This is a genomic window from Nocardiopsis eucommiae (genome assembly GCF_965344335.1).
Taxonomy (GTDB): Bacteria; Actinomycetota; Actinomycetes; order Streptosporangiales; family Streptosporangiaceae; genus Nocardiopsis; species Nocardiopsis eucommiae.
Window position 1 is genome coordinate 18806 of the sequence record NZ_CBDRIY010000011.1, and the last position, 19123, is coordinate 37928.

Sequence of the window (19123 nt, forward strand, 5' to 3'; positions counted from 1 at the left end):
GCACCCAGTATCACCGGGGCCGACGACGTTCCGGGACGCGGTCAGAGGTTGTTCGGCACGGTGTTGCCGACCGACTCGATGCCCTTCCTCAGGTCGGTGCGCCACAGCAGGACGCCGCCGATGACGAAGAAGACCACCAGCGAGAAAATGGCGGTGCGGAACCCGCCGGTCAGGTTGACCACCAGGGTGATCGAGGCCGCGCCCAAGAGCACCGACCCCCGGTCGGCCAGCTGGAACAGGCTGAAGTACTCGGCCTCGCGCCCGCGGGGGATGAGCAGCGAGTACAGCGCTCGCGCGAGCGACTGGGTCCCGCCCAGCACCATGCCGATGCCCGCGCCCAGCAGCAGGAACAGCGCCGGGTCGTCGGGCGGCAGGTAGTAGCCGCAGGTGACCAGGGCGCACCAGACGACCAGGCTGGCCAGGACGGTGTTCTTGGTACCGAACCGGCGGCCGATCCACCCCATCAGCAGGGCGCCCGCGAAGGCGACGAACTGGATGAGCAGGATGGTCGCGCTCAGGATGGCCAGGGACAGGTTGAGGTCCTGGCTGGCGAAGCTGCCCGCGAAGTAGATGACGGCCTGGATGCCGTTGTTGAACAGGACGAACGCGATGAGGAACTTCAGTGTGTTCGGGAAGTGGCGCATCTCCCGCAGGGTGCGCCAGTACTGCTTCAGGGAGGCGCCCAGTCTCGGGGGGCCCGGCTCTGCCGCCAACCTGCCGTAGCGGTTGCGCAGCATTCGGATGCCGATCACGGAGAAGACGAACCACCACAGGCCCACCGACGCGAAGGCGATGCGGACCGCGTGTCCCTCCGAGACCCCGAGGGAGTCGGCGGAGGCGAGCAGGCCCATGTGGGCGGCGAGCAGGAGACCGCCGCCCAGGTAGGCCATTGCCCACCCGGTCACGGACACGCGGTTGCGTTCGTCGGAGGTGGCGATCTCCGGCAGGAAGGCGTTGAAAACCACCAGGGACATGCCGTAGAAGGTGTTGCCCGTGATGAACAACAGCGCCGCCAGCTGGTAGTCGCTGGTGAAGTACAGCGAGCTGACACACAGGGAGCCCGCGGCGGCGAGCCAGAACAGCCAGCGCTTCTTGTGCTGGGTGTGGTCGGCCAGGGCGCCCACGACCGGCAGCATCACGAGAAGGAGGAGACCGGCGACCGTGGTCACCATCGGGTGCAGGGAGTTCGGGTGCATGCTGATCCACTCGACCCCGAGCGGGTAGAGCACCAGGCCCGGCTGTGAGCAGTCACCGGCAGCCCCCGCCTCCGAGCAGGCCAGCCCCGACAGGTAGGGGCCGATGAGCACGGTGACCACCGAGGTGATGAACACCTGGTTGGCCCAGTCGTAGGTGTACCAGCCGCGCTGTTCGCGTCTGCGCTGGGCGGGGTCGGACGCGGGGGAGTTGTCCGCCGCCGGTGGCGAGGGTGTGGTGGACATGGAGGGGGGCTATCCGTTCTTCGTGGTTCTGGGGCCGGGCTGGTTCCAGCGTCCCCGCCGGACGAGCACCTCGCGCAGGGCGACGGTGTTGTCGGTGATGATTCCGTCCACGCCCGCGTCCAACAGGCGCTCCATCACCTCGGGCTCGTTGACCGTCCACACGTGCACCTGCATGCCGAGCCGGTGCGCGGCGCGGATCACGTCCCGGCTGAGGATGGGGAAACCACCGTGGCTCATGGGGATCTGCGCGCAGACGGGGACGCGGCTGGCGGTGGGGCGCAGCAGCGGAGAGAGCGAGGCCAGCCGGAGCCGGGCCACGTCGACCGGCCCGCAGGAGGTGGCCACCCGGGGGCCGTAGAGGCGTCGGGCGCGCTCCAGACGGGCCTGGTCGAAGGAGCCCACGCACACGCGGTCCCAGGCCTGGGTGCGGCGCAGCACCTCGAGCATGGGCAGGACGGCGCCGTCCGACTTCAGGTCGATGTTGAAGCGTGCCTCGGGCCAGGCACCGAGCAGGTCCTCGAGGAGGGGGACCGGTTCCTTGCCCGCCACCCGCGCGCGTGCGACCTCCCGGTGGGGCAGCGCGGAGATGGCGCCGTTCCGGTCGGTGGTGCGGTCCAGGGTGGCGTCGTGGAAGGCCATGAGCACGCCGTCACTGGTGGCGTGCACGTCCGTCTCCAGGTACGTGTAGCCCAGGTCGACGGCGTGCTGGAACGCCACCGCCGTGTTCTCCAGCTCGGTGCGGCGCACACCCTGGTCGTCGGTGAGCCACCCGCCCCGGTGGGCGAGGGCGACGGGAACGGGGGAGGAAAGGTACGCGTGAGTCACGTCTTGAAGTATGACGGTTCCCAGGTGGCGGACGCTCGCGGAGGGGCGGCCGTGTCGACGGTCGTGAGGAACCTGGAATGCCAGGTGGCACGGACCCGTCCCCGCGCGCTCCTGGAAGGGCGTCAGGGTGTCGTTCCTCCTCCGGAAGGAATCCGTTCATGTCGCACGCCTCCCACGGCCACCCCTGCCGTCAACGGCTCTGCTCCCGCGCCACCGCCAACCCCTGGCGGCCGGTGCGGACCCCCGCCCGCACCCCGCGCGGGGGCATGACGACGGGCCGGTGCGCCGCGTCGCCGCTGGCGGGCCATCGGACCCCCGGTGACGTGCACCGGCTGGCCCAGCAGATGGCGGAGGTCCTGGTGGGCAGGCGTGCCCCGGAAGTGCTGCGCGACCACGTGACCGTTCCGGTCCGCGAGGAGCTGCGTCGTCTCCGTGGCACGGTCGACTGCGCGATGGCGCCCCGGTTGACACGCGTGTTCCACCAGCCGCTCGGTGCCGGAGGGATGGAGGCCAGCGCCGTGATCGCCTGCGACAGCCGCACCCGGGTGTTCGCCTTCCGCCTCCGCCGTGAAGGGGACCGCTGGGTCTGTACCCGCCTGGAGACCGACCGGACCGGCTGAGCACGCGTCGCCACCGCCCTCACCCGCCCCGCACCCGCCCCGCCCCGGGCCGGACGCGGGGCGGGTCCCGGCGGGGCCGGATCCCTGCCCGCGCTCCTCAAGGGGCTCCGAGCCGTCGAAACCGGGCGGGGTCCCGGCGTGCTCGCGCCGCGGCCGAGGCCCCCCGGGAGCCGTCCGCCCAGCGGGCGTGGCGCGGCGGAGGCCGGTGCGGACGCACTCAGGACGCGAAAGGTATGGATGTGACGAATCGTGCGTCGATAGGGTCCGTGTGGGATGACCCCCTGACCGGGGGCACCTTCGGTCACCGGCATCCCCGTACCCCAAGGGAAGGAGACGGCGGACCGCGCCCGCGCGGCCGCCACTCGTGTATGAAACCCGTTGACATCGCTCGCCTGCACGGCCTCAGCGCACCCTCACTCTCCCCGGACGGCACCCGAGCCGTCCTCGCCGTGTCCCGCCCCGACCTGGAGGAGGACGCCTACCTGGGTTCCCTCTGGAGCGTTCCCACCGACGGCTCCGAGCCCGCCCGCCGGATCACCCGGGGCACCCGCGACAGTGCCCCCGGCTTCTCACCCGACGGTCGCTGGATCGCCTTCCTCCGCCCCGACGAGGACAAGCGCCCCCAGATCCACGTCCTGCCCTCCGACGGCGGTGAGCCGTGGAAGATCACCGACCACCCGCTGGGCGCCGGGGCGTTCGCGTGGAGCCCGGACTCCACGCGCCTGGCCTACAACGCGCGGGTCCCCGAGGAGGGCCGCTACGTGGACGGCGCTCCGGACCAGGAGCCCCCGCGCCGGATCACCGCGTTGAAGTACCGGCTCGACGACTTCGGTTTCACCAACGACCGGCGCCAGCACGTGTTCGTGAGCGCCCCCGTCGACCCCTCGGGTGAGGTGGGTGAGCCGGTCCGGGTCACCGAGGGTGACGCCGACCACGGTCGACCGACGTGGACCCCGGACGGCACGGGGCTGGTGTTCGACGCCGCCCTGCACGCGACGCGCGACACGGACCTCGTCGGTGACCTGTGGGTCTGCCGCCCCGAGGCGGGGGCGGAGCCGCGCCGGATCACCCGGGGCGACCTGAAGGCCGGTTCGGTGAGCCTCTCCGAGGACGGCTCCACCGTGTACTTCGTCGGCGACGAGCTCGGCCCGGACCTCGACGACTTCGTCGGCCGGGGGACGGGCCTGTGGTCGGTGCCCCTCGACGGTTCCGAGGCGCCTCGGAGGCTGACCGGGACCGAGGACCCCCGGATGAGCGCGCGCCCCCGGGTGACCGGCGAGGGCGTCCTGGTCGCCGGTGAGAACCGGGGCGCGGTCGAGCTGTACCGGGTCACCCCCGGTGGCGTGCGCACCACGGTGTTCGGCGGGCGTGTCCAGGTGGGCGCCTTCGACCACGCGGGTGGTGTCACCGTGGTGACCGCCGCCGGTGAGCGCGACAGCGGCGAGCTGTACGCGGTCACCGAGGACGGCACCAAGGCGCTGACCTCCTTCACCGACCAGGAGCTGGACCCGTTCCCGGTCACCGAGCTGACCGCCCGCACCGAGGAGGGCAACGAGGTCCACGGTTGGCTGGCGGTGCCCGAGGGTGAGGGCCCGCACCCGGTCGTGCTCATGATCCACGGCGGACCGTACGCCCAGTACGGCTGGCAGCTCTTCGACGAGACCCAGGTGTACGCGTCAGCCGGGTACGCGGTGCTCTACTGCAACCCGCGCGGCTCGTCGGGCTACGGCCAGGAGCACGGTCGGGCGGTCATCGGCTCGGTGGGCGCCACCACCTCCGTCGACGTCCTGTCCTTCCTGGACGAGGCGTTGAAGGACGACCGGTTGGACGCCACCCGGGTGGGGGTCATGGGCGGCTCGCACGGCGGCTTCATGACCACGTGGATCGCGGCCCACCACGGCGAGCGCTTCCGCGCCGCCATCAGCGAGCGCGCGGTCAACGCGATCGACAGTTTCCAGGGGTCGTCCGACATCGGCTCGTACTTCCCGGAGCCGCTGTACGGCCCGGAGGAGACCTGGGCGAAGGAGAGCCCGCTCAGCCACGCGGACCGGATCGACCTGCCGTTCCTCATCATCCACTCCGAGCAGGACTGGCGCTGCCCCGTGGAGCAGGCCCAGCGCCTGTTCGTGGCGCTCAGGAAGCGGGGCCAGGAGACCGAGATGCTCCTGTTCCCGGGAGAGGGGCACGAGCTGTCGCGTTCGGGCCTGCCCAGCCACCGGGTGGCCAGGTTCGAGGCGATCCTCGACTGGTGGGACCGCCACCTGTGATCCGTCGGGGTCGGGCTCCCCGAGGAGGCCGACCCCCTTCCCCGTTCGAGTGTGATACGCGTCATGGTCACGTCGCGGCTTGGTCCGTTTGTGACCCGGCCGCCTCGGGAAGAACGGAGCGCCACCCTCGTCCCCGGCGGGGTTCCGGGCGGCGGCGTGCCCGTTCCGGGAGGGGCGGGTCAACCATGGGGAGGTAACGAACGGGTCGCGTCCGGTCCAGGGGATGAATTAGTGTTCCCCCAGGTCGGAACGCCCCAGTTCGTCACCACCAGGGTGACAGCGTACGACCTGCCGTTGCACCCCGCTCAGCAGCTGTCCTTGTCCCAGGAGCGGGGGCCGTCACGACGCCCGGCGAGTTCCCGCGACCCTTCCCGTCGCCGCCGGTATCCCTCCGCCACGCATCCCCGCGCCGTCCCTCGGCGCTCCTTCGGGATGCCCCGTGCCGGTAAACGGATGTGGGAGAAAGGCAGTCGGTGCTTTGACTCGCAACCCCGAACCCACCCGTCGCCTGACGACGGTCGGCTTCGTCGCTCTCGGCGCCGTGGTCCTGTCCTCCGGCGTGGCGCTGGCCGACCAGACCGAGTCGGAGGCCCGCGAGCGCTACGAAGAGCTCCAGGAGGAGCTCTCCGGGCTGAACGCGGACTTCAACGAGGCCAAGGAGGACCACGCCGCGACCGAGGCCGAGCTGGAGGACCTCCAGCAGCGCCTGGAGGACGCGCAGGAGGAGCTGGACGCCAAGTCCGGCCAGGTCTCCGTCATCGTGCAGGGTGCCTACACCGGCGCCACCCACAGCTCGATGGGCGTGCTGTTCGGTGGTGACGCCGACAACGCCCTCCAGAACATCGCCGATCTCGACTACCTGTCCGAGGGGCAGCAGACGACCCTGGCCGACTACGTGACCGAGGTCGAGAACGCCGAGGAGCTGTACAACGCGGCGGAGGCGACCGAGGAGGCCGCCGCCCAGTCCCTGGAGGCCGCCGAGGAGGCCGTGGCCCGGGGCGAGGCCGCGCTCGACGAGCAGGCCGAGGTCCTGGAGAGCCTGGGCGGTGTCGACCCGACCGTGGGCGAGGCCGCCGCGGACGGGGGCGCCGCCGGTGCCTCCGGCGGTACCGCCGCCGTCTCCGGTGACGTCCAGGCGGTCCTGGACTTCGCCCGCGCGCAGATCGGCAAGCCCTACGTCTGGGGCGGTACCGGGCCCGACGGCTACGACTGCTCCGGCCTGACCCAGGCCGCGTGGGCACAGGCGGGCGTGAGTCTGCCGCGCACCACCTACGACCAGGTCAACGCCGGTACCCCGGTCTCGCGCGACCAGCTCCAGCCCGGCGACCTGATGTTCTTCTACGACGTCTCGGCCCCGAGCCACGTGGGCATCTACGCCGGCAACGGCATGATGATCCACGGCTCGAACCCGTCGAAGCCGCTGGAGGAGGTCTCGCTGGCCGCCTACTGGGACGGTGTGTTCACCAGCGCCGTCCGGCCCGGCTAGGACCGGTACGCGCGGTGTTCCCCGGTCGGCCCTCTCCGGAGGGCGGGCCGGGGTTCCGTCGTTCGGGGCGCCCGCGTATCCTTCGGCGCATGGCTCGTCTCGTTCTCAGGGTCGCCGCGGGTGTCGCGGTCGTCGTCGCCCTCTTCTGGTTGTTGTCGGTGATCGTCGGCCTGTTGGTGTGGGGCGTCATGATCGCGCTGGTCGTCGGAGTCGTCCTGCTGGGCCTGCGCATGCTGAGGTCCGAGGGGTCCGACCCGCGCCGCTGACCCGGCCGTTCCGAGCCGCCGGGCGGTCGGACCACGCCCCCGTGGCCAGCCGGACCGGCCACGGTGACACAGCGAGCAGGGGTGCCACTCACTCTGTGTGGGGAAACATCGCTATAGTGACTCTGTGTCACTGAATAAGCACGTAGGGTCCCATGTTGACGGGGTGTCGCACCGTGGCCGGGTGGAACGGGTCGCGACCCGCGTCTTCCGCAACGACTGGAGCGGGCTGACACCACCCGCCACCGGCTGCTGGACACCGGAACTCACCGTCAGCGTCATCATCCCCGCGAGGGGCGGCCAGGACCACCTCGACCTGGCGCTGGCCTCCCTGTCCGCCCAGACCTACCCCGAGCACCTCTTCGAGGTCGTGGTGGTCGACGACCACTCCGCCCCACCGCTCACGCTCCCCGACCAACGCCCGCGCCGCTGCCGCGTGGTGGCCTCCCCCGACGGCGGCTGGGGCGCCGGATACGCCCGCGCCTACGGAGCGCACGCCAGCACCGGCGACATCCTCATGTGGATGGACGCCGACATGGTCGCCTGCCCCGAGTTCGTCGAGGCCCAGGCGCGCTGGCACCACGCCCACGCCGAGTGCGTCACCCTCGGCCGCGTCCGCTTCGCCGACGCCGACCCCCTCGACCCCGGGGCCCTCCTGGCCGCCGCCCGTTCCGGAGACCTCCACCGCGACCTGGACACCGGGGGCCGCCACGACTGGATCGAGCACCTGCTGGACCAGAGCGACGACCTGCGCGACGCCGACCACCTCGGCTTCCACGCCTACCTGGGCGCCGCGGCGGCGGTGCGCCGCAGCCTCTACGAGGCGGCCGGCGGCGTCGACCCCGACCTGGACCTCGGCCAGGACACCGAGTTCGGCTACCGGCTCTGGCAGGCCGGAGCGGTCATGGTCCCCGAGCACACCGCGACCGCCTGGCACGTCGGCCCGGCCTCCACGGCACGCACCCGCCTGCCCTCGGAACGCTTCCGTACCGAGGTCCTGGCCGAACTCATGCCGCACCCGCACGCCTACCGGGAACGCGTCCCCGAGGCGCGCCGCCGCACCCCGCTGGTCCACGCCGTGGTGGACGTGACGGGAGCCCCCTACGACCTGGTCCGGGGCTGCGTGGACCGGCTGCTCAACGGCACCGAGACCGACCTCGCCGTGACCCTGGTCGCCGATTGGGAGGGCGCCGGATCCGCCCCCGGCGGTTTCGACGGGCCCCAGCTGGACCTGCGTCTGATTCAGGCCAACTACCTGCGGGAACCGCGGATCTCCTTCGCCGCCACCGCGCCCAGGACCGGTTTCCCCTCGCCCTTCCTCCTCCAGGTGCCGGTGGCGTGGGGGCTGGGTGAACTGGCGCTGTCCCGGCTCCTGGCCAGTGCCGAACGCGCCCGCGCCGGGCTCACCGAGCTCTTCCTGGCGGCCTCGCCCACCCGCGACGCCGGGGTCCGGCTCTGGCGTACCCGGGCCCTGGCCCGGGCCATGCGCGTGTGCGACGACGAGGAGGACCTGGCCGACGTGGTCGCCGCGCTCCACGGCCGCTACCGCATCCACGGCGGGGAGGGCACCCTCACCGACCTCACGCTGCACCGCTCCGTCCCGCCTCCGCCCCGGGCCGCGGTCGAGTGCCCGGGGCCCGTCCCCGTCGCGCTCGTCCACGCTCATGGGGGCGACACGGAGACGGAAGCAGGGGAAGAGCGGGAGGAGAGCGAGGGCGAGGAGGAGCCTCGCCGACGGTGGTGGCGCCGACGTCGACGCCGGAGGCCACGAGCGCGGCTCCGCTCGCTCTGGTACCGGGCCTGCCGGGCCTGCGGGCGCGAGATGCCCGACGAGGACGACCCCGGTGGGGACCCGGCCGCGACCGGGTAGGTGGGGGAAGACACCGACCCGGCCGGACGGGCTCCGGCGTACCGCGCAGCACCCGTCCGTGACGCATGACCCAGCGCTACGTGGTCAGTACGTAAGGTACCGGATCAAAGGTGTGGATCGGGCGCGCCACCGGGGTGACGCGCCCCGAACCACGGTGCCGTCTAGGACCCGATCGCCTCGATGGAGGCCAGCAGGTCCTCACGCAGAGAGTCGTTGACCGGGGTCGAGTCGGTCTCCTCGGAGGCCGCCGCCTGGCCCTCCGGACTCACCACGTACCGCAGGAACGCCTTGACCCGCTCGGCCTCGGCCTGGTCGGCGTAGTCCTGGCACACCGTCTCGTAGCTCACCAGGACCAGTGGGTAGCTGCCGGGTTCGGTGGTGCCGTAGTCCAGGGCCAGAGCGAGGTCGTGCTCGCTGGTGTTGTCCTCCCGGCGGGGCGAGTCGGCCACGACCTGGGCGGCCGCCTCCGGCGAGATCTCCACGAACTCGTCTCCCACGCCGATGCTCGCGGCGGGCAGCCCGTGCAGGTGGGACATCTCCACGTACCCGATGGCGCCGTCGGCCCGCGAGACGGTGTCGGCGATACCGCTGTTGCCCTGCGCGGACTCGCGCGGGGTGATCGGCCACTGCCCGTCGGCCTCGTGCGGCCACGAGTCCGGGGCGGCCTCGGCCAGGTAACGGGTGAAGTTCTCCGTCGTGCCGGAGTCGTCCGCCCGGTTGACCTGGGTGATCGCCAGGTCCGGCAGGTCGGCGTCGGGGTTGTCCTCCGCGATCTGCGGGTCGTTCCAGCGTGTGATGTCCTGGTTGAAGATCTTCGCCACGGTGTCCGGGCTCAGGTTGAGCTCCTCGATCCCGTCGAGGTTGAACACCACCGCGATCGCCACCACGTACGCGGGCAGGTTGATCGTGTCCGACCCGTCGCAGCGCGACACGGCGTCGGCGTTCTCCTCGGGGTCCATCGCCGCGTCGGTCCCGGCGAAGGTCACCGCGCCGTCGATGAACTGGTTGCGGCCGCCGCCCGAACCGATCGAGTCGTAGTAGATGCGCGCGTCCTCGCAGGCCGACTGGAAGCCCGCGATCCACGTCGTCATCGCGTTCTCCTGGGCGCTGGACCCGGAGCCGTGCAGGCTCCCCGAGAAGCACTCCAGGTCGTCGGGGACGGCCGGGCCGGCCCCCTGGACGGCGTCGTCGCTACCGCAGGCGGTGGACGCGAGCAGAAGTCCGGCCAGCGCGGCCGAGGCCGCGCCCCGGTAGGCGTTCGAACGGCGCTGGGTGCGGGTGCGCTTGTTGGGCGGGAGCACGCTTCCTCTATCCCCTTCGTCGGAGTCGGTGGTCCTCGTCGTCCTGACCGCTGGTCGCCGGTACCCGGCACGTTGTCGCTGGTGATGGAAGACCGCCGATGAATTTAACCATTGCCGGACCAACTTCCCCAACGCGGGTGTGTGCGGAACCGGACGTGTCCGTGGCGGCACGGGGGACTCCGGGTGGACGGAAGGTGAACGAGGAGTTCTGCCCCGGTGAAAGTCGCTCCCTCCGACCCTTCGTCACCAGTCCGGGCGGGCATGTATGACACGCCGAACGACCGGGCACGGGTCCTGGGTGATGAGCGCGCACAGCACCGACCCGAACGGGCAGCAGACCCCCACCTCGACCTACCGAATCCAGCTGAGGCCCGGTTTCGGTCTTCCCGAGGCGACCGCACTCCTGGATCAGCTGCACCGGCTCGGGGTGGGCGCCGTGTACCTGTCACCCCTCCTGGCGGCCACCCCCGGTTCGGACCACGGGTACGACGTGGTGGACGCCACACGCGTCTCCGAGGCGCTGGGCGGCGAGGGCGCCCGCGCGGACCTCGTCGCGCGGGCGCACGCGCTCGGCATGGGGGTGGTCGTCGACATCGTCCCCAACCACATGTCGGTGGCCCGACCCGACGCCAACCCGTGGTGGTGGGACGTCCTCGAACACGGCCGCGACTCCGTGTTCGCCCGCTGCTTCGACCTCGACCACGACTCCGGGCCGATCCTGGTGCCGGTCCTGGCCGACGACGGTGACGACGGCCGCGCGGCCCTCGCCGAGCTCACCCTCACCGACGGCCACCTGGTCTACTTCGACCTGCGCTTCCCGCTGGCCCCCGGCACCCACAGCCCCGGAGACGACCCGGCCGACGTGCACGCACGCCAGCACTACCGGCTGGTCTCCTGGCGTCGCGGAGACAGCGAGCTCAACTACCGCCGCTTCTTCGACGTCGACCACCTCGCCGCAGTCCGGGTGGAGGACCCCGGGGTCTTCGACGCCACCCACGCCGAGATCCTGCGCTGGGGCGTCGACGGGCTGCGCGTGGACCACGTCGACGGGCTCAGCGACCCCGGGGGCTACCTCCGCCGCCTCGCGGAACGCTTCCCCGGGTGGATCGTGGTGGAGAAGATCCTCGCCCCCGGGGAGTCCCTGCCCGCCTCCTGGCCGGTCGCCGGGACCACCGGGTACGACGCCCTGCGCACGGTCTGCGGGGTGTTCGTCGACCCCGACGCCGAACCCGTCCTGACCGCTCTGGCCCGCGATCACGGCGTGCCCACCGACACCGAGGCCGTCGACCACCAGGCCCGCTCCCACGCCGCCAACGAGCTCCTGCGCGCGGAGGTGCGCAGGATCGCCGCGACCCTGCCCGGTTCCGGAAGCGCGGAGGAGGCCGTCACCGAGCTCCTCGCCTCCTTCGACGTCTACCGCTCCTACCTGCCCGAGGGCGAACCGGCCTGGGCCCGGGCCGTGCGCGCCGCCGCCGAGCGCCGACCCGACCTCCAACCCGCCCTGAAGACCCTCGACCGCACCGTCCGTGAGAACCCCCACGGGGAGACCGCCCGCCGGGTCCAGCAGACCAGCGGCATGGTCGTGGCGATGGGCACCGAGAACACCGCCTTCTACCGGGGGACCCGCTTCGTCGCGCTCAACGAGGTCGGCGGCGACCCGGCCCTGTTCGGAGTGGGCACGGCCGCCTTCCACGAGGACAACCTGCGCCGCGAGGCCGCCGAACCCCGCACCATGACCACGCTCTCCACCCACGACACCAAGCGTTCCGAGGACGTCCGCGCCCGTCTGGCGGTTCTGTCGGAGATCCCCACCGAGTTCGCCGACGCCGTCCGCCGGTGGAGCGCTCGTGCCCCGCTGCCCGAACCCTCGCTGGACCTCCTCGGCTGGCAGACCCTGCTCGGTGCGTGGCCCCTCAGTGACGAGCGCCTGGTCGAGTACCTGCTCAAGGCCGCCCGCGAGGCCCGACTCGGTACCTCCTGGACCGCTCGGGACACCGACTTCGAGGACCGCGTCCGCGCCTGGCCCGGGCGGCTGCGCGCCGACGCGGACCTGTACGCCGAGGTCGGGGCCATGGCCGCGTCGCTGCGAGAGCCGGGTTGGAGCAACGCGCTCGGGCAGAAGGCCGTCCAGCTGCTGGGCCCGGGCGTGCCCGACCTCTACCAGGGCACCGAACTGTGGGACCTCTCCCTGGTCGACCCGGACAACCGCAGGCCCGTGGACCACGGGGCGCGTGCCGAGCTCCTGGACCGCCTCGAACGGGGGTGGCGCCCGCCCGTGGACGAGACCGGCGCCGCCAAGCTCCACCTGGTCCGCACGTGCCTGCGCGCCCGCGAGGAGATGCGCCCCACCGGCTACCTGCCGCTGGCCGCCCAGGGGCCGTCCGCCGAGCACGCCCTGGCCTACGCCCGTGCGGTGCGGGGCTCCCGCGAGCCCGCGCTGGCGGTGGTGGCCACCCGGTTGCCGGTGACACTGGCCGACGCCGGGGGCTGGGCCGACACCGTGCTCCCGCTGCCCTCGGGGCCGGGGGAGTGGACCGACCTCCTCACCGGGCGCACGCTCGCGCCGGAACGGGTCGACGGTCTCACCACCGCGCGCCTGTCCGAGGTCCTCGACCACTACCCGGTGGCGGTCCTGGCCAGGGGGCGCACCACCATCAACTGACTAGTCAGTCGATCAGGCGTTGCCGGGTCTTTTCGTGCGAGGCGAGTCGGTTATGGCCAGGTTATTCATGGTCTGTGCGGCGGGTGACGTGTTGCGAAGAGGAGGGCGTCCCGGTGAATGGATTGCGATAATCGCCATGGCGTTGGTACGTTCTCCACGTGACAGACAACGTGGCCGACGACGTTCGGGGCAGGGCCCGCGAGGCGATCCGCAGATCCGGACTCTCCCAACGGGAGTTCGCGACCCGGCTCGGCATCGACCCCAGCAAACTCTCCAAGTCCCTGACCGGCACCCGGCGGTTCACCGCCCTGGAACTCGCCGGGATCGCGGACGAGACCGGAGTGACGGTCAACTGGCTGATCAACGGTGAGGACGACGCCGAGACGGTCTCGGCGGCCCCGCGCGACTCGTCGGCGGTTCGGCCGCCGCCCGCCCGACTGGCGGACCACCCGAAGGCCGCCCGGGAGCACAACCGGCGCCTCCAGATCATCGAGGCGGCCTGGACCCTCATCGCGGAGCGCGGGTACCACTCGGTGCGCGTCGCCCAGGTCGCCCAGGCCTGCGGGACGTCCACCGCCACCGTCCACTACCACTTCCCGACCCTGAACGACCTCCTCGTGGAGGCGCTGCGGCACTCGGTGAAACAGGCGTTCGACCGCCAGGTCGCGGAGCTGCACACTCTCGCGGACCCGTACGAGCGCCTGCTCCGCCTCGTCGAGCTCCAGCTGCCCGGCTCCGACCGTCTGCGGCTGGAATGGTCCGTGTGGCTCCAGGTCTGGACGGCCGCGGCCCTGGACCCCGGGATGCGGGACCTGCACGCCGACTCCTACCGGCGCTGGCACGAGACCATCGCGCGCACCCTGCACGAGGGAAGCCGGAGCGGCGTCTTCCGGGACCTCGACGTCGAGGAGACGACCCGACGCCTCACCGCCCTGATCGACGGCCTGGGCATCCAGGTCATGACCGGCATGCCCGGACGGACCGTCGGACACATGCGCGACACCCTGCGCTCGGTCATCGACCGTGACGTCCTGGGTCGCTGACCCCAGCAACCACCGCACACGCCGAGAGGGAGCCCCATCGTGAGCGACACCATGAACCCCAACCCCATCCTGACCTGTGCCCTCACCGGCGCAGGGGACACCGTCGGCCGCAGTGAGCACGTCCCCGTGACACCCCGCCAGATCGCCGCGGCCGCGGTCGAGGCCGCCGAGGCGGGCGCCAGCGCGGTGCACATCCACGTCCGCGACCCCGAGACCGGTGCCCCCTCCCGCGACAACGCCCTGTACCGGGAGGTCGTCGACCGCATCCGCCAGACCGGGGTCGACATCGTCATCAACCTCACGGCGGGGATGGGCGGCGACCTGGTGATCGGCCAGGACGACCCGCTCCAGTTCGAGGAGGGCACCGACCTCGTCAACGGCCTGGACCGCCTCCCGCACGTGGAGGAGCTGCTGCCCGACATCTGCACCCTGGACTGCGGGAGCCTCAACTTCGGCGACGGCAGCCAGGTGTACATCTCCACCCCGGACATGCTGCGCGCGGGCGCCAAGCGCATCCAGGAGCTGGGGGTCCGCCCGGAGCTGGAGATCTTCGACACCGGCCAGCTGTGGTTCGCCAAGACCATGCACGCCGAGGGCCTCATCGACGACCCGACGATGTTCCAGCTGTGCACCGGCATCCCCTACGGCGCGCCGTCCGACCCGGGCGTCCTCCAGTCGATGGTGAACCTGCTCCCGGAGGGCGCGCAGTGGGCGAGCTTCTCCATCGGCCGCAAGCAGATGCCGTGGGTGGCGCAGTCGGTACTGCTCGGCGGGCACGCCCGGGTGGGGCTGGAGGACAACCTTTACCTCAGCCGCGGGGTGAAGGCCACCAACGGCCAGCTCACCGAGAAGGCCGTCTCCCTCATCGAGAGCCTCGGTGCCCGGGTGGCCACGCCCGCCGAGACCCGCGCCATGCTCAAGCTCCGCAGTGCGTAGTCCCCGCCCCCGACCCCCGAACACTGGAGTCACACGATGACGGAGAACACGAGAACCACCCCCGAGACCGTCCGCACGGTCGCCTGCGTCGGAGCGGGCGTCATCGGCGGCGGCTGGGTCGCCCACTACCTCGGGCGCGGCTACCAGGTGGTCGCCTGGGACCCCGCCCCCGACGCCGAGACCAAGCTGCGCGGGCTGGTCGCCTCGGCGTGGCCCGCCCTGGAACAGCTGGGCCTGGCCGAGGGCGCCGCCCTGACGAACCTGAGGGTCGTGGACACCCTCGCGGAGGCCGTGGCCGACGCCGACTTCGTCCAGGAGAGCGCTCCGGAGCGCCTCGACCTCAAGATCGACCTCCTCGCCGAGATCGACGCCGCCACCCCCGAGGGCGTGGTCATCGCCTCGTCCACCTCGGGCTACAGCATGAGTGAGATGCAGGTGGAGGCCGCGACCCCGGAACGGCTCGTCGTCGGTCACCCCTTCAACCCGCCCTACCTTGTGCCCCTGGTCGAGGTCGTCGGCGGTGATCGCACCGAGCAGTGGGCCGTCGACTGGGCCTCGGACTTCTACCGCGCGGCGGGCAAGTCCGTGATCAGCATGGACCAGGAGCTTCCGGGGTTCATCGGCAACCGCATCCAGGAGGCCGCCTGGCGCGAGGCCCTGCACATGGTCGCCGAGGGCGAGGCGACCGTCGAGCAGATCGACCAGGCCATGACCAGCGGACCCGGGCTGCGCTGGGCCTTCTTCGGACCCTGTCTGACCTTCCACCTGGCCGGGGGAGAGGGCGGTATGGCGCACATGCTCGACCACTTCGGCCCGTCCCTGAAGTCGCCGTGGACCCGCCTGGAGGCGCCCGAACTCACCGAGGACCTGCGGAACCGCATGGTCGCGGGCACCGACGAGGTCGTGGCCGGGCGCTCCACCGCCGAACTGATCGCCCAGCGCGACCGCCGTCTGATCGCGGTGTCCCGCGCCCTGGAGGAGGTCGAACGGGCGGAGGCCGCCGAACGGAACGGGGGAGCGGCGTGAGCGCGACCCTCACCCAGCGGCTGCGGCCCGAGTGGATCGACTACAACGGCCACCTCAGCGAGGCCTACTACGTCCTGGTCTTCGGGTTCGCCACGGACGCGCTGATGGACCGGGTCGGTCTGGACGCCGCCTACCGTGCCGGGTCCGGCTGCTCCCTGTACACGGTGGAGGCGCACGTGCGGTACCTGCACGAGGTCGGCGCGGACGCCGAGGTGGAGGTCCGCACCCGGGTGATCGGCCCGGCCCCGGGCCCGACCGGTGCCAAGAAGGTGCGGATCTGCCACGAGATGTGGGTCGGGGACGTCCTCGCGGCGACAGAGGAACTGATGGCGCTCCACGTCGACCAGGCGCTGGGACGGGCGGTTCCCCTCCCCGACGAGGTCGCCGCGCGGCTGGCGGCCCTCACCGAGCCCGCACCCGACTACGCGGGCCGGGCCGTCGGCGCCTAGCACGCGGCCGGTGAACGGAGCGGACCCCGTCCGCGGACGCGCGACGGGGCCCGCTCCGACACCCTGGTCAGACGGTAGGCTGACCGCGATCATGACGAACAGGACCGGACCCGAACTGCGCATGCCCGCCTCCCTGGCGGCCTCCCTCACCTGCCCCGTCTGCGCGCGCCCCCTGGGCCAGGGGCTCACCTGCGCGGGCGGCCACAGTTTCGACGTCGCGAGGGAGGGCTACGCGAGCCTGCTCACCGGCGCCACACCGCCCGGGTCCGGTGACAGCAGGGACATGGTCGCCGCCCGGCAGCGCTTCCAGGAGCGGGGGCACTACGACCCCATCGGTCGCGCCCTGGCCGAGGAGCTCGAAGGCCGACACGTCATCGTCGACGTCGGCGGCGGCACCGGGCACTACCTCACCCAGATCCTCACCGCGCTCCCGGACTCCGTCGGCCTGACCACCGACGTCTCCAAGTTCGCCGCGCGGCGGGCCGCCAGGGCCCACCCCCGCAGCGGGGCGGTCACCGCGGACTCCTGGCGGCGCCTGCCCCTGGCCGACCACACCGCCGACGCCCTGATCAACGTCTTCGCCCCCCGCAACGCCCCCGAGTTCCACCGCGTCCTGCGCCCCTCGGGGGTCCTGCTGGTCGTCACGCCCGCCCCCGACCACCTGCGCGAACCCCGAGCGGCCCTCGGGCTGCTCGACGTGGACCCCCGCAAGGACGAACGCCTGGCCGAGAGCCTGGGGGACCACTTCGCGCCGGTCGCCACCCGCGATCTGCGCTTCACGATGGAACTGGCCCACGAGGAGGTCCTGACGGTCGTGGGCATGGGCCCCAGCGCCCGGCACGTCGCCCCCGAGGAGCTGCGGGCCCGCGTCGCCGCGCTTCCGGACCCCTTCACCACCACCGCGTCGGTCCTGGTCCGGACCTACCGCAGGTCCGGGTAGCGGCCGGTCACACCGGTCGAGGAACCCTCGGCGTGGCGCCCGGGCCAGCGGGGTAGGCCACCCCCCGTGAACGAACCGGCCACGCACCCAGCACCGTCCACCACCCCGGACCCCACACCGCTCGCCACCCCCGGACGCGGCGCCCGGGGGGACTTCTCCGTCTGGGCGCCCCGGTGCCGTCGCGTCCGCGTACGCGTGGACGGCGTCGACCACCCCATGGAGCGCACCGCCGACGGGTGGTGGCACACGAGGATCGAGGGCGCCGGACACGGAACCGACTACGCCTACCTCCTCGACGACGACCCCCGGCCCCTGCCCGACCCCCGCTCCCTGTGGCAGCCCGAGGGTGTGCACGCGCCCAGCCGGGTCCTCGACCACGCGGCCCACACCTGGTCCGACACCGTGCGTCCCGCATGGACGGGCCGACCGCTCGCGGGGGCCGTCGTCTACGAACTGCACGTCGGGACCTTCACCTCCGAAGGCAGCCTCACCTCCGCGATCGACCGCCTGGACCACCTGGCCGACCTCGGCGTCACCCACGTCGAACTCCTGCCGCTCAACGCCTTCGACGGAACCCACGGCTGGGGTTACGACGGCGTCCTGTGGTCCACCGTGCACGAGCCCTACGGAGGCCCCCGCGCACTCAAGGCGTTCGTCGACGCCTGCCACCAGCGTGGCCTGGCCGTGCTGCTGGACGTCGTCTACAACCACCTGGGCCCCTCCGGCGCGTACCTGCCGCGCTTCGGCCCGTACTTCTCCGGGGAGAACGACTGGGGGCCCGCGCTCAACCTGGACGGGCCCGACTCCGATCCGGTCCGGCGGCTGATCATCGACGGCGCCCTGGACTGGCTCCGGCACTACCACCTGGACGGGCTGCGACTCGACGCGGTCCACGCCCTGCGCGACGACCGCGCCGTCCCCCTGCTCGCCGAACTCTCGGCCGAAGTGGACGCCCTGGCCGCCGGGCTGGGCCGCCCCCTGTCCCTCATCGCGGAGTCCGACCGGAACGACCCGCGCACCGTCCTGGCCCGGGAAGCCGGGGGCCTCGGCATGACGGCGCAGTGGTCGGACGACCTCCACCACGCCCTGCACGTCGCCCTCACCGGCGAGAACCACGGCTACTACGCGGACTTCGACGGTCCGGGGGTGCTCGCCGAGACGCTGCGCCGGGTCTTCTGGCACGACGGGACCCACTCCACCTTCCGGGGCCGCGACCACGGGGCCCGGGTCGACACCGCGCGGATCCCCGGCGACCGGTTCCTCGGCTACCTCAGCACCCACGACCAGATCGGCAATCGCGCCCGGGGCGACCGGATGGGCGAGTACGTCTCGCCGGGCCTGCTCGCCTGCGGCGCCGCCCTCGTCCTCTGTTCTCCCTACACCCCGATGATCTTCATGGGAGAGGAGTGGGCGGCCACCACGCCCTGGCCGTTCTTCGCGTCCTTCACCGACCCCGCCCTGGTCGACGGCGTCCGCCGTGGGCGCCGCCGTGAGTTCGCCGCCCTCGGCTGGGCGGAGGAGGACGTCCCCGACCCCATGGACCCGGCCACCCGCGACAGCGCGGTGCTGGACTGGTCCGAGGCGGACCGCGGGCCGCACGCCCAGGTGCGCGACACCTACCGGGCCCTGATCGCCCTGCGCCGCGCCGAGCCCGAACTCGCCGACCCGCGTCTGGACCGGTTCACCGTCGACGCGAGCGAGGACGGTCGAACGCTGACCCTGGTCCGGGGGACGCTGCGTCTGGTCTGCAACCTCGGTGCGGACGAGGCCAAGGTGGAACTCGCGGCGGAACCGAGCGAGGTGCTGTGGGAGAGCGGGCGCCCGAGGGTCGCCGGGAGCACGGTCGCCGTTCCCGGGGAGTCCTTCGTGATCCTGCGGATCTGAGCGCGGCGGGCGGCGGGGTCAGGGTCCCCGCGCCGCCGCCTCCTCGCCGCCACCCCGACCGGAGCCGCCAACGCCACCCGATCGGTGCACCGTCGGGCCCGATCCCTCGCGC

The 19123-nt window shown here is 72.3% G+C and carries 15 protein-coding genes; 12 read left to right on the plus strand and 3 right to left on the minus strand.

Translation table 11 applies throughout. The features are described 5' to 3' along the window. Positions 1 to 41: 41 nt before the first annotated feature. Both ACRWK8_RS08920 and ACRWK8_RS08925 read right to left on the minus strand, forming a co-directional pair. Positions 42 to 1439 (minus strand): MFS transporter, encoded by a 1398-nt coding sequence (locus ACRWK8_RS08920; protein ID WP_378736524.1) that lies wholly within the window; start codon positions 1437 to 1439, stop codon positions 42 to 44. Between the two features lie 9 nt (positions 1440 to 1448). After that, complete coding sequence (locus ACRWK8_RS08925; protein ID WP_378736522.1) at positions 1449 to 2264, minus strand: glycerophosphodiester phosphodiesterase family protein; 816 nt, start codon at positions 2262 to 2264, stop codon at positions 1449 to 1451. A 158-nt stretch (positions 2265 to 2422) separates the two neighbouring features. Between ACRWK8_RS08925 and ACRWK8_RS08930 the strand changes: the two genes are divergently transcribed. From ACRWK8_RS08930 to ACRWK8_RS08950, 5 genes are all read left to right on the plus strand, one after another. Further along, complete coding sequence (locus tag ACRWK8_RS08930; RefSeq protein ID WP_378736520.1) at positions 2423 to 2884, plus strand: Rv3235 family protein; 462 nt, start codon at positions 2423 to 2425, stop codon at positions 2882 to 2884. Between the two features lie 368 nt (positions 2885 to 3252). Then, positions 3253 to 5151, plus strand: a complete 1899-nt coding sequence (locus tag ACRWK8_RS08935) for a S9 family peptidase (protein WP_378736518.1) — start codon at positions 3253 to 3255, stop codon at positions 5149 to 5151. A gap of 478 nt (positions 5152 to 5629) precedes the next feature. Beyond that, positions 5630 to 6637: a C40 family peptidase gene (locus ACRWK8_RS08940; protein ID WP_378736516.1), complete on the plus strand. Its 1008-nt coding sequence runs from the start codon at positions 5630 to 5632 to the stop codon at positions 6635 to 6637. 89 nt (positions 6638 to 6726) lie between these two features. After that, on the plus strand, positions 6727 to 6903 hold the full coding sequence (locus ACRWK8_RS08945; protein ID WP_378736514.1) for a hypothetical protein: 177 nt from the start codon (positions 6727 to 6729) through the stop codon (positions 6901 to 6903). A 163-nt stretch (positions 6904 to 7066) separates the two neighbouring features. Then, positions 7067 to 8770 (plus strand): glycosyltransferase family 2 protein, encoded by a 1704-nt coding sequence (locus ACRWK8_RS08950; protein WP_431869526.1) that lies wholly within the window; start codon positions 7067 to 7069, stop codon positions 8768 to 8770. 161 nt (positions 8771 to 8931) lie between these two features. Here the strand turns inward: ACRWK8_RS08950 and pstS are convergent, their stop codons facing one another. After that, positions 8932 to 10071: a phosphate ABC transporter substrate-binding protein PstS gene (gene pstS, locus ACRWK8_RS08955; protein ID WP_378736510.1), complete on the minus strand. Its 1140-nt coding sequence runs from the start codon at positions 10069 to 10071 to the stop codon at positions 8932 to 8934. Positions 10072 to 10372: 301 nt separating this feature from the next. Here pstS and treY point away from each other — a divergent pair, with 301 nt between their 5' ends. From treY to treZ, 7 genes are all read left to right on the plus strand, one after another. Next, positions 10373 to 12733 (plus strand): malto-oligosyltrehalose synthase, encoded by a 2361-nt coding sequence (treY, locus tag ACRWK8_RS08960; protein WP_431869529.1) that lies wholly within the window; start codon positions 10373 to 10375, stop codon positions 12731 to 12733. Between the two features lie 158 nt (positions 12734 to 12891). Further along, positions 12892 to 13776: a TetR/AcrR family transcriptional regulator gene (locus ACRWK8_RS08965; RefSeq protein ID WP_378736506.1), complete on the plus strand. Its 885-nt coding sequence runs from the start codon at positions 12892 to 12894 to the stop codon at positions 13774 to 13776. A gap of 39 nt (positions 13777 to 13815) precedes the next feature. Continuing rightward, positions 13816 to 14712, plus strand: a complete 897-nt coding sequence (locus tag ACRWK8_RS08970) for a beta-keto acid cleavage family enzyme (protein ID WP_378736504.1) — start codon at positions 13816 to 13818, stop codon at positions 14710 to 14712. A gap of 36 nt (positions 14713 to 14748) precedes the next feature. Further along, positions 14749 to 15738, plus strand: a complete 990-nt coding sequence (locus tag ACRWK8_RS08975; RefSeq protein WP_378736502.1) for a 3-hydroxyacyl-CoA dehydrogenase NAD-binding domain-containing protein — start codon at positions 14749 to 14751, stop codon at positions 15736 to 15738. After that, a complete protein-coding gene (locus ACRWK8_RS08980) occupies positions 15735 to 16187 on the plus strand; it encodes a thioesterase family protein (RefSeq protein ID WP_378736500.1) in 453 nt (150 codons plus the stop codon). Before ACRWK8_RS08975 ends, ACRWK8_RS08980 begins: the two co-directional genes overlap by 4 nt. A gap of 91 nt (positions 16188 to 16278) precedes the next feature. After that, the gene (locus tag ACRWK8_RS08985) at positions 16279 to 17127 is read left to right on the plus strand and encodes a putative RNA methyltransferase (RefSeq protein ID WP_431869532.1); all 849 of its coding nucleotides are present in this window, start codon (positions 16279 to 16281) and stop codon (positions 17125 to 17127) included. Between the two features lie 66 nt (positions 17128 to 17193). Next, a complete protein-coding gene (gene treZ / locus ACRWK8_RS08990) occupies positions 17194 to 19011 on the plus strand; it encodes a malto-oligosyltrehalose trehalohydrolase (RefSeq protein ID WP_431869534.1) in 1818 nt (605 codons plus the stop codon). Positions 19012 to 19123 lie beyond the last annotated feature (112 nt).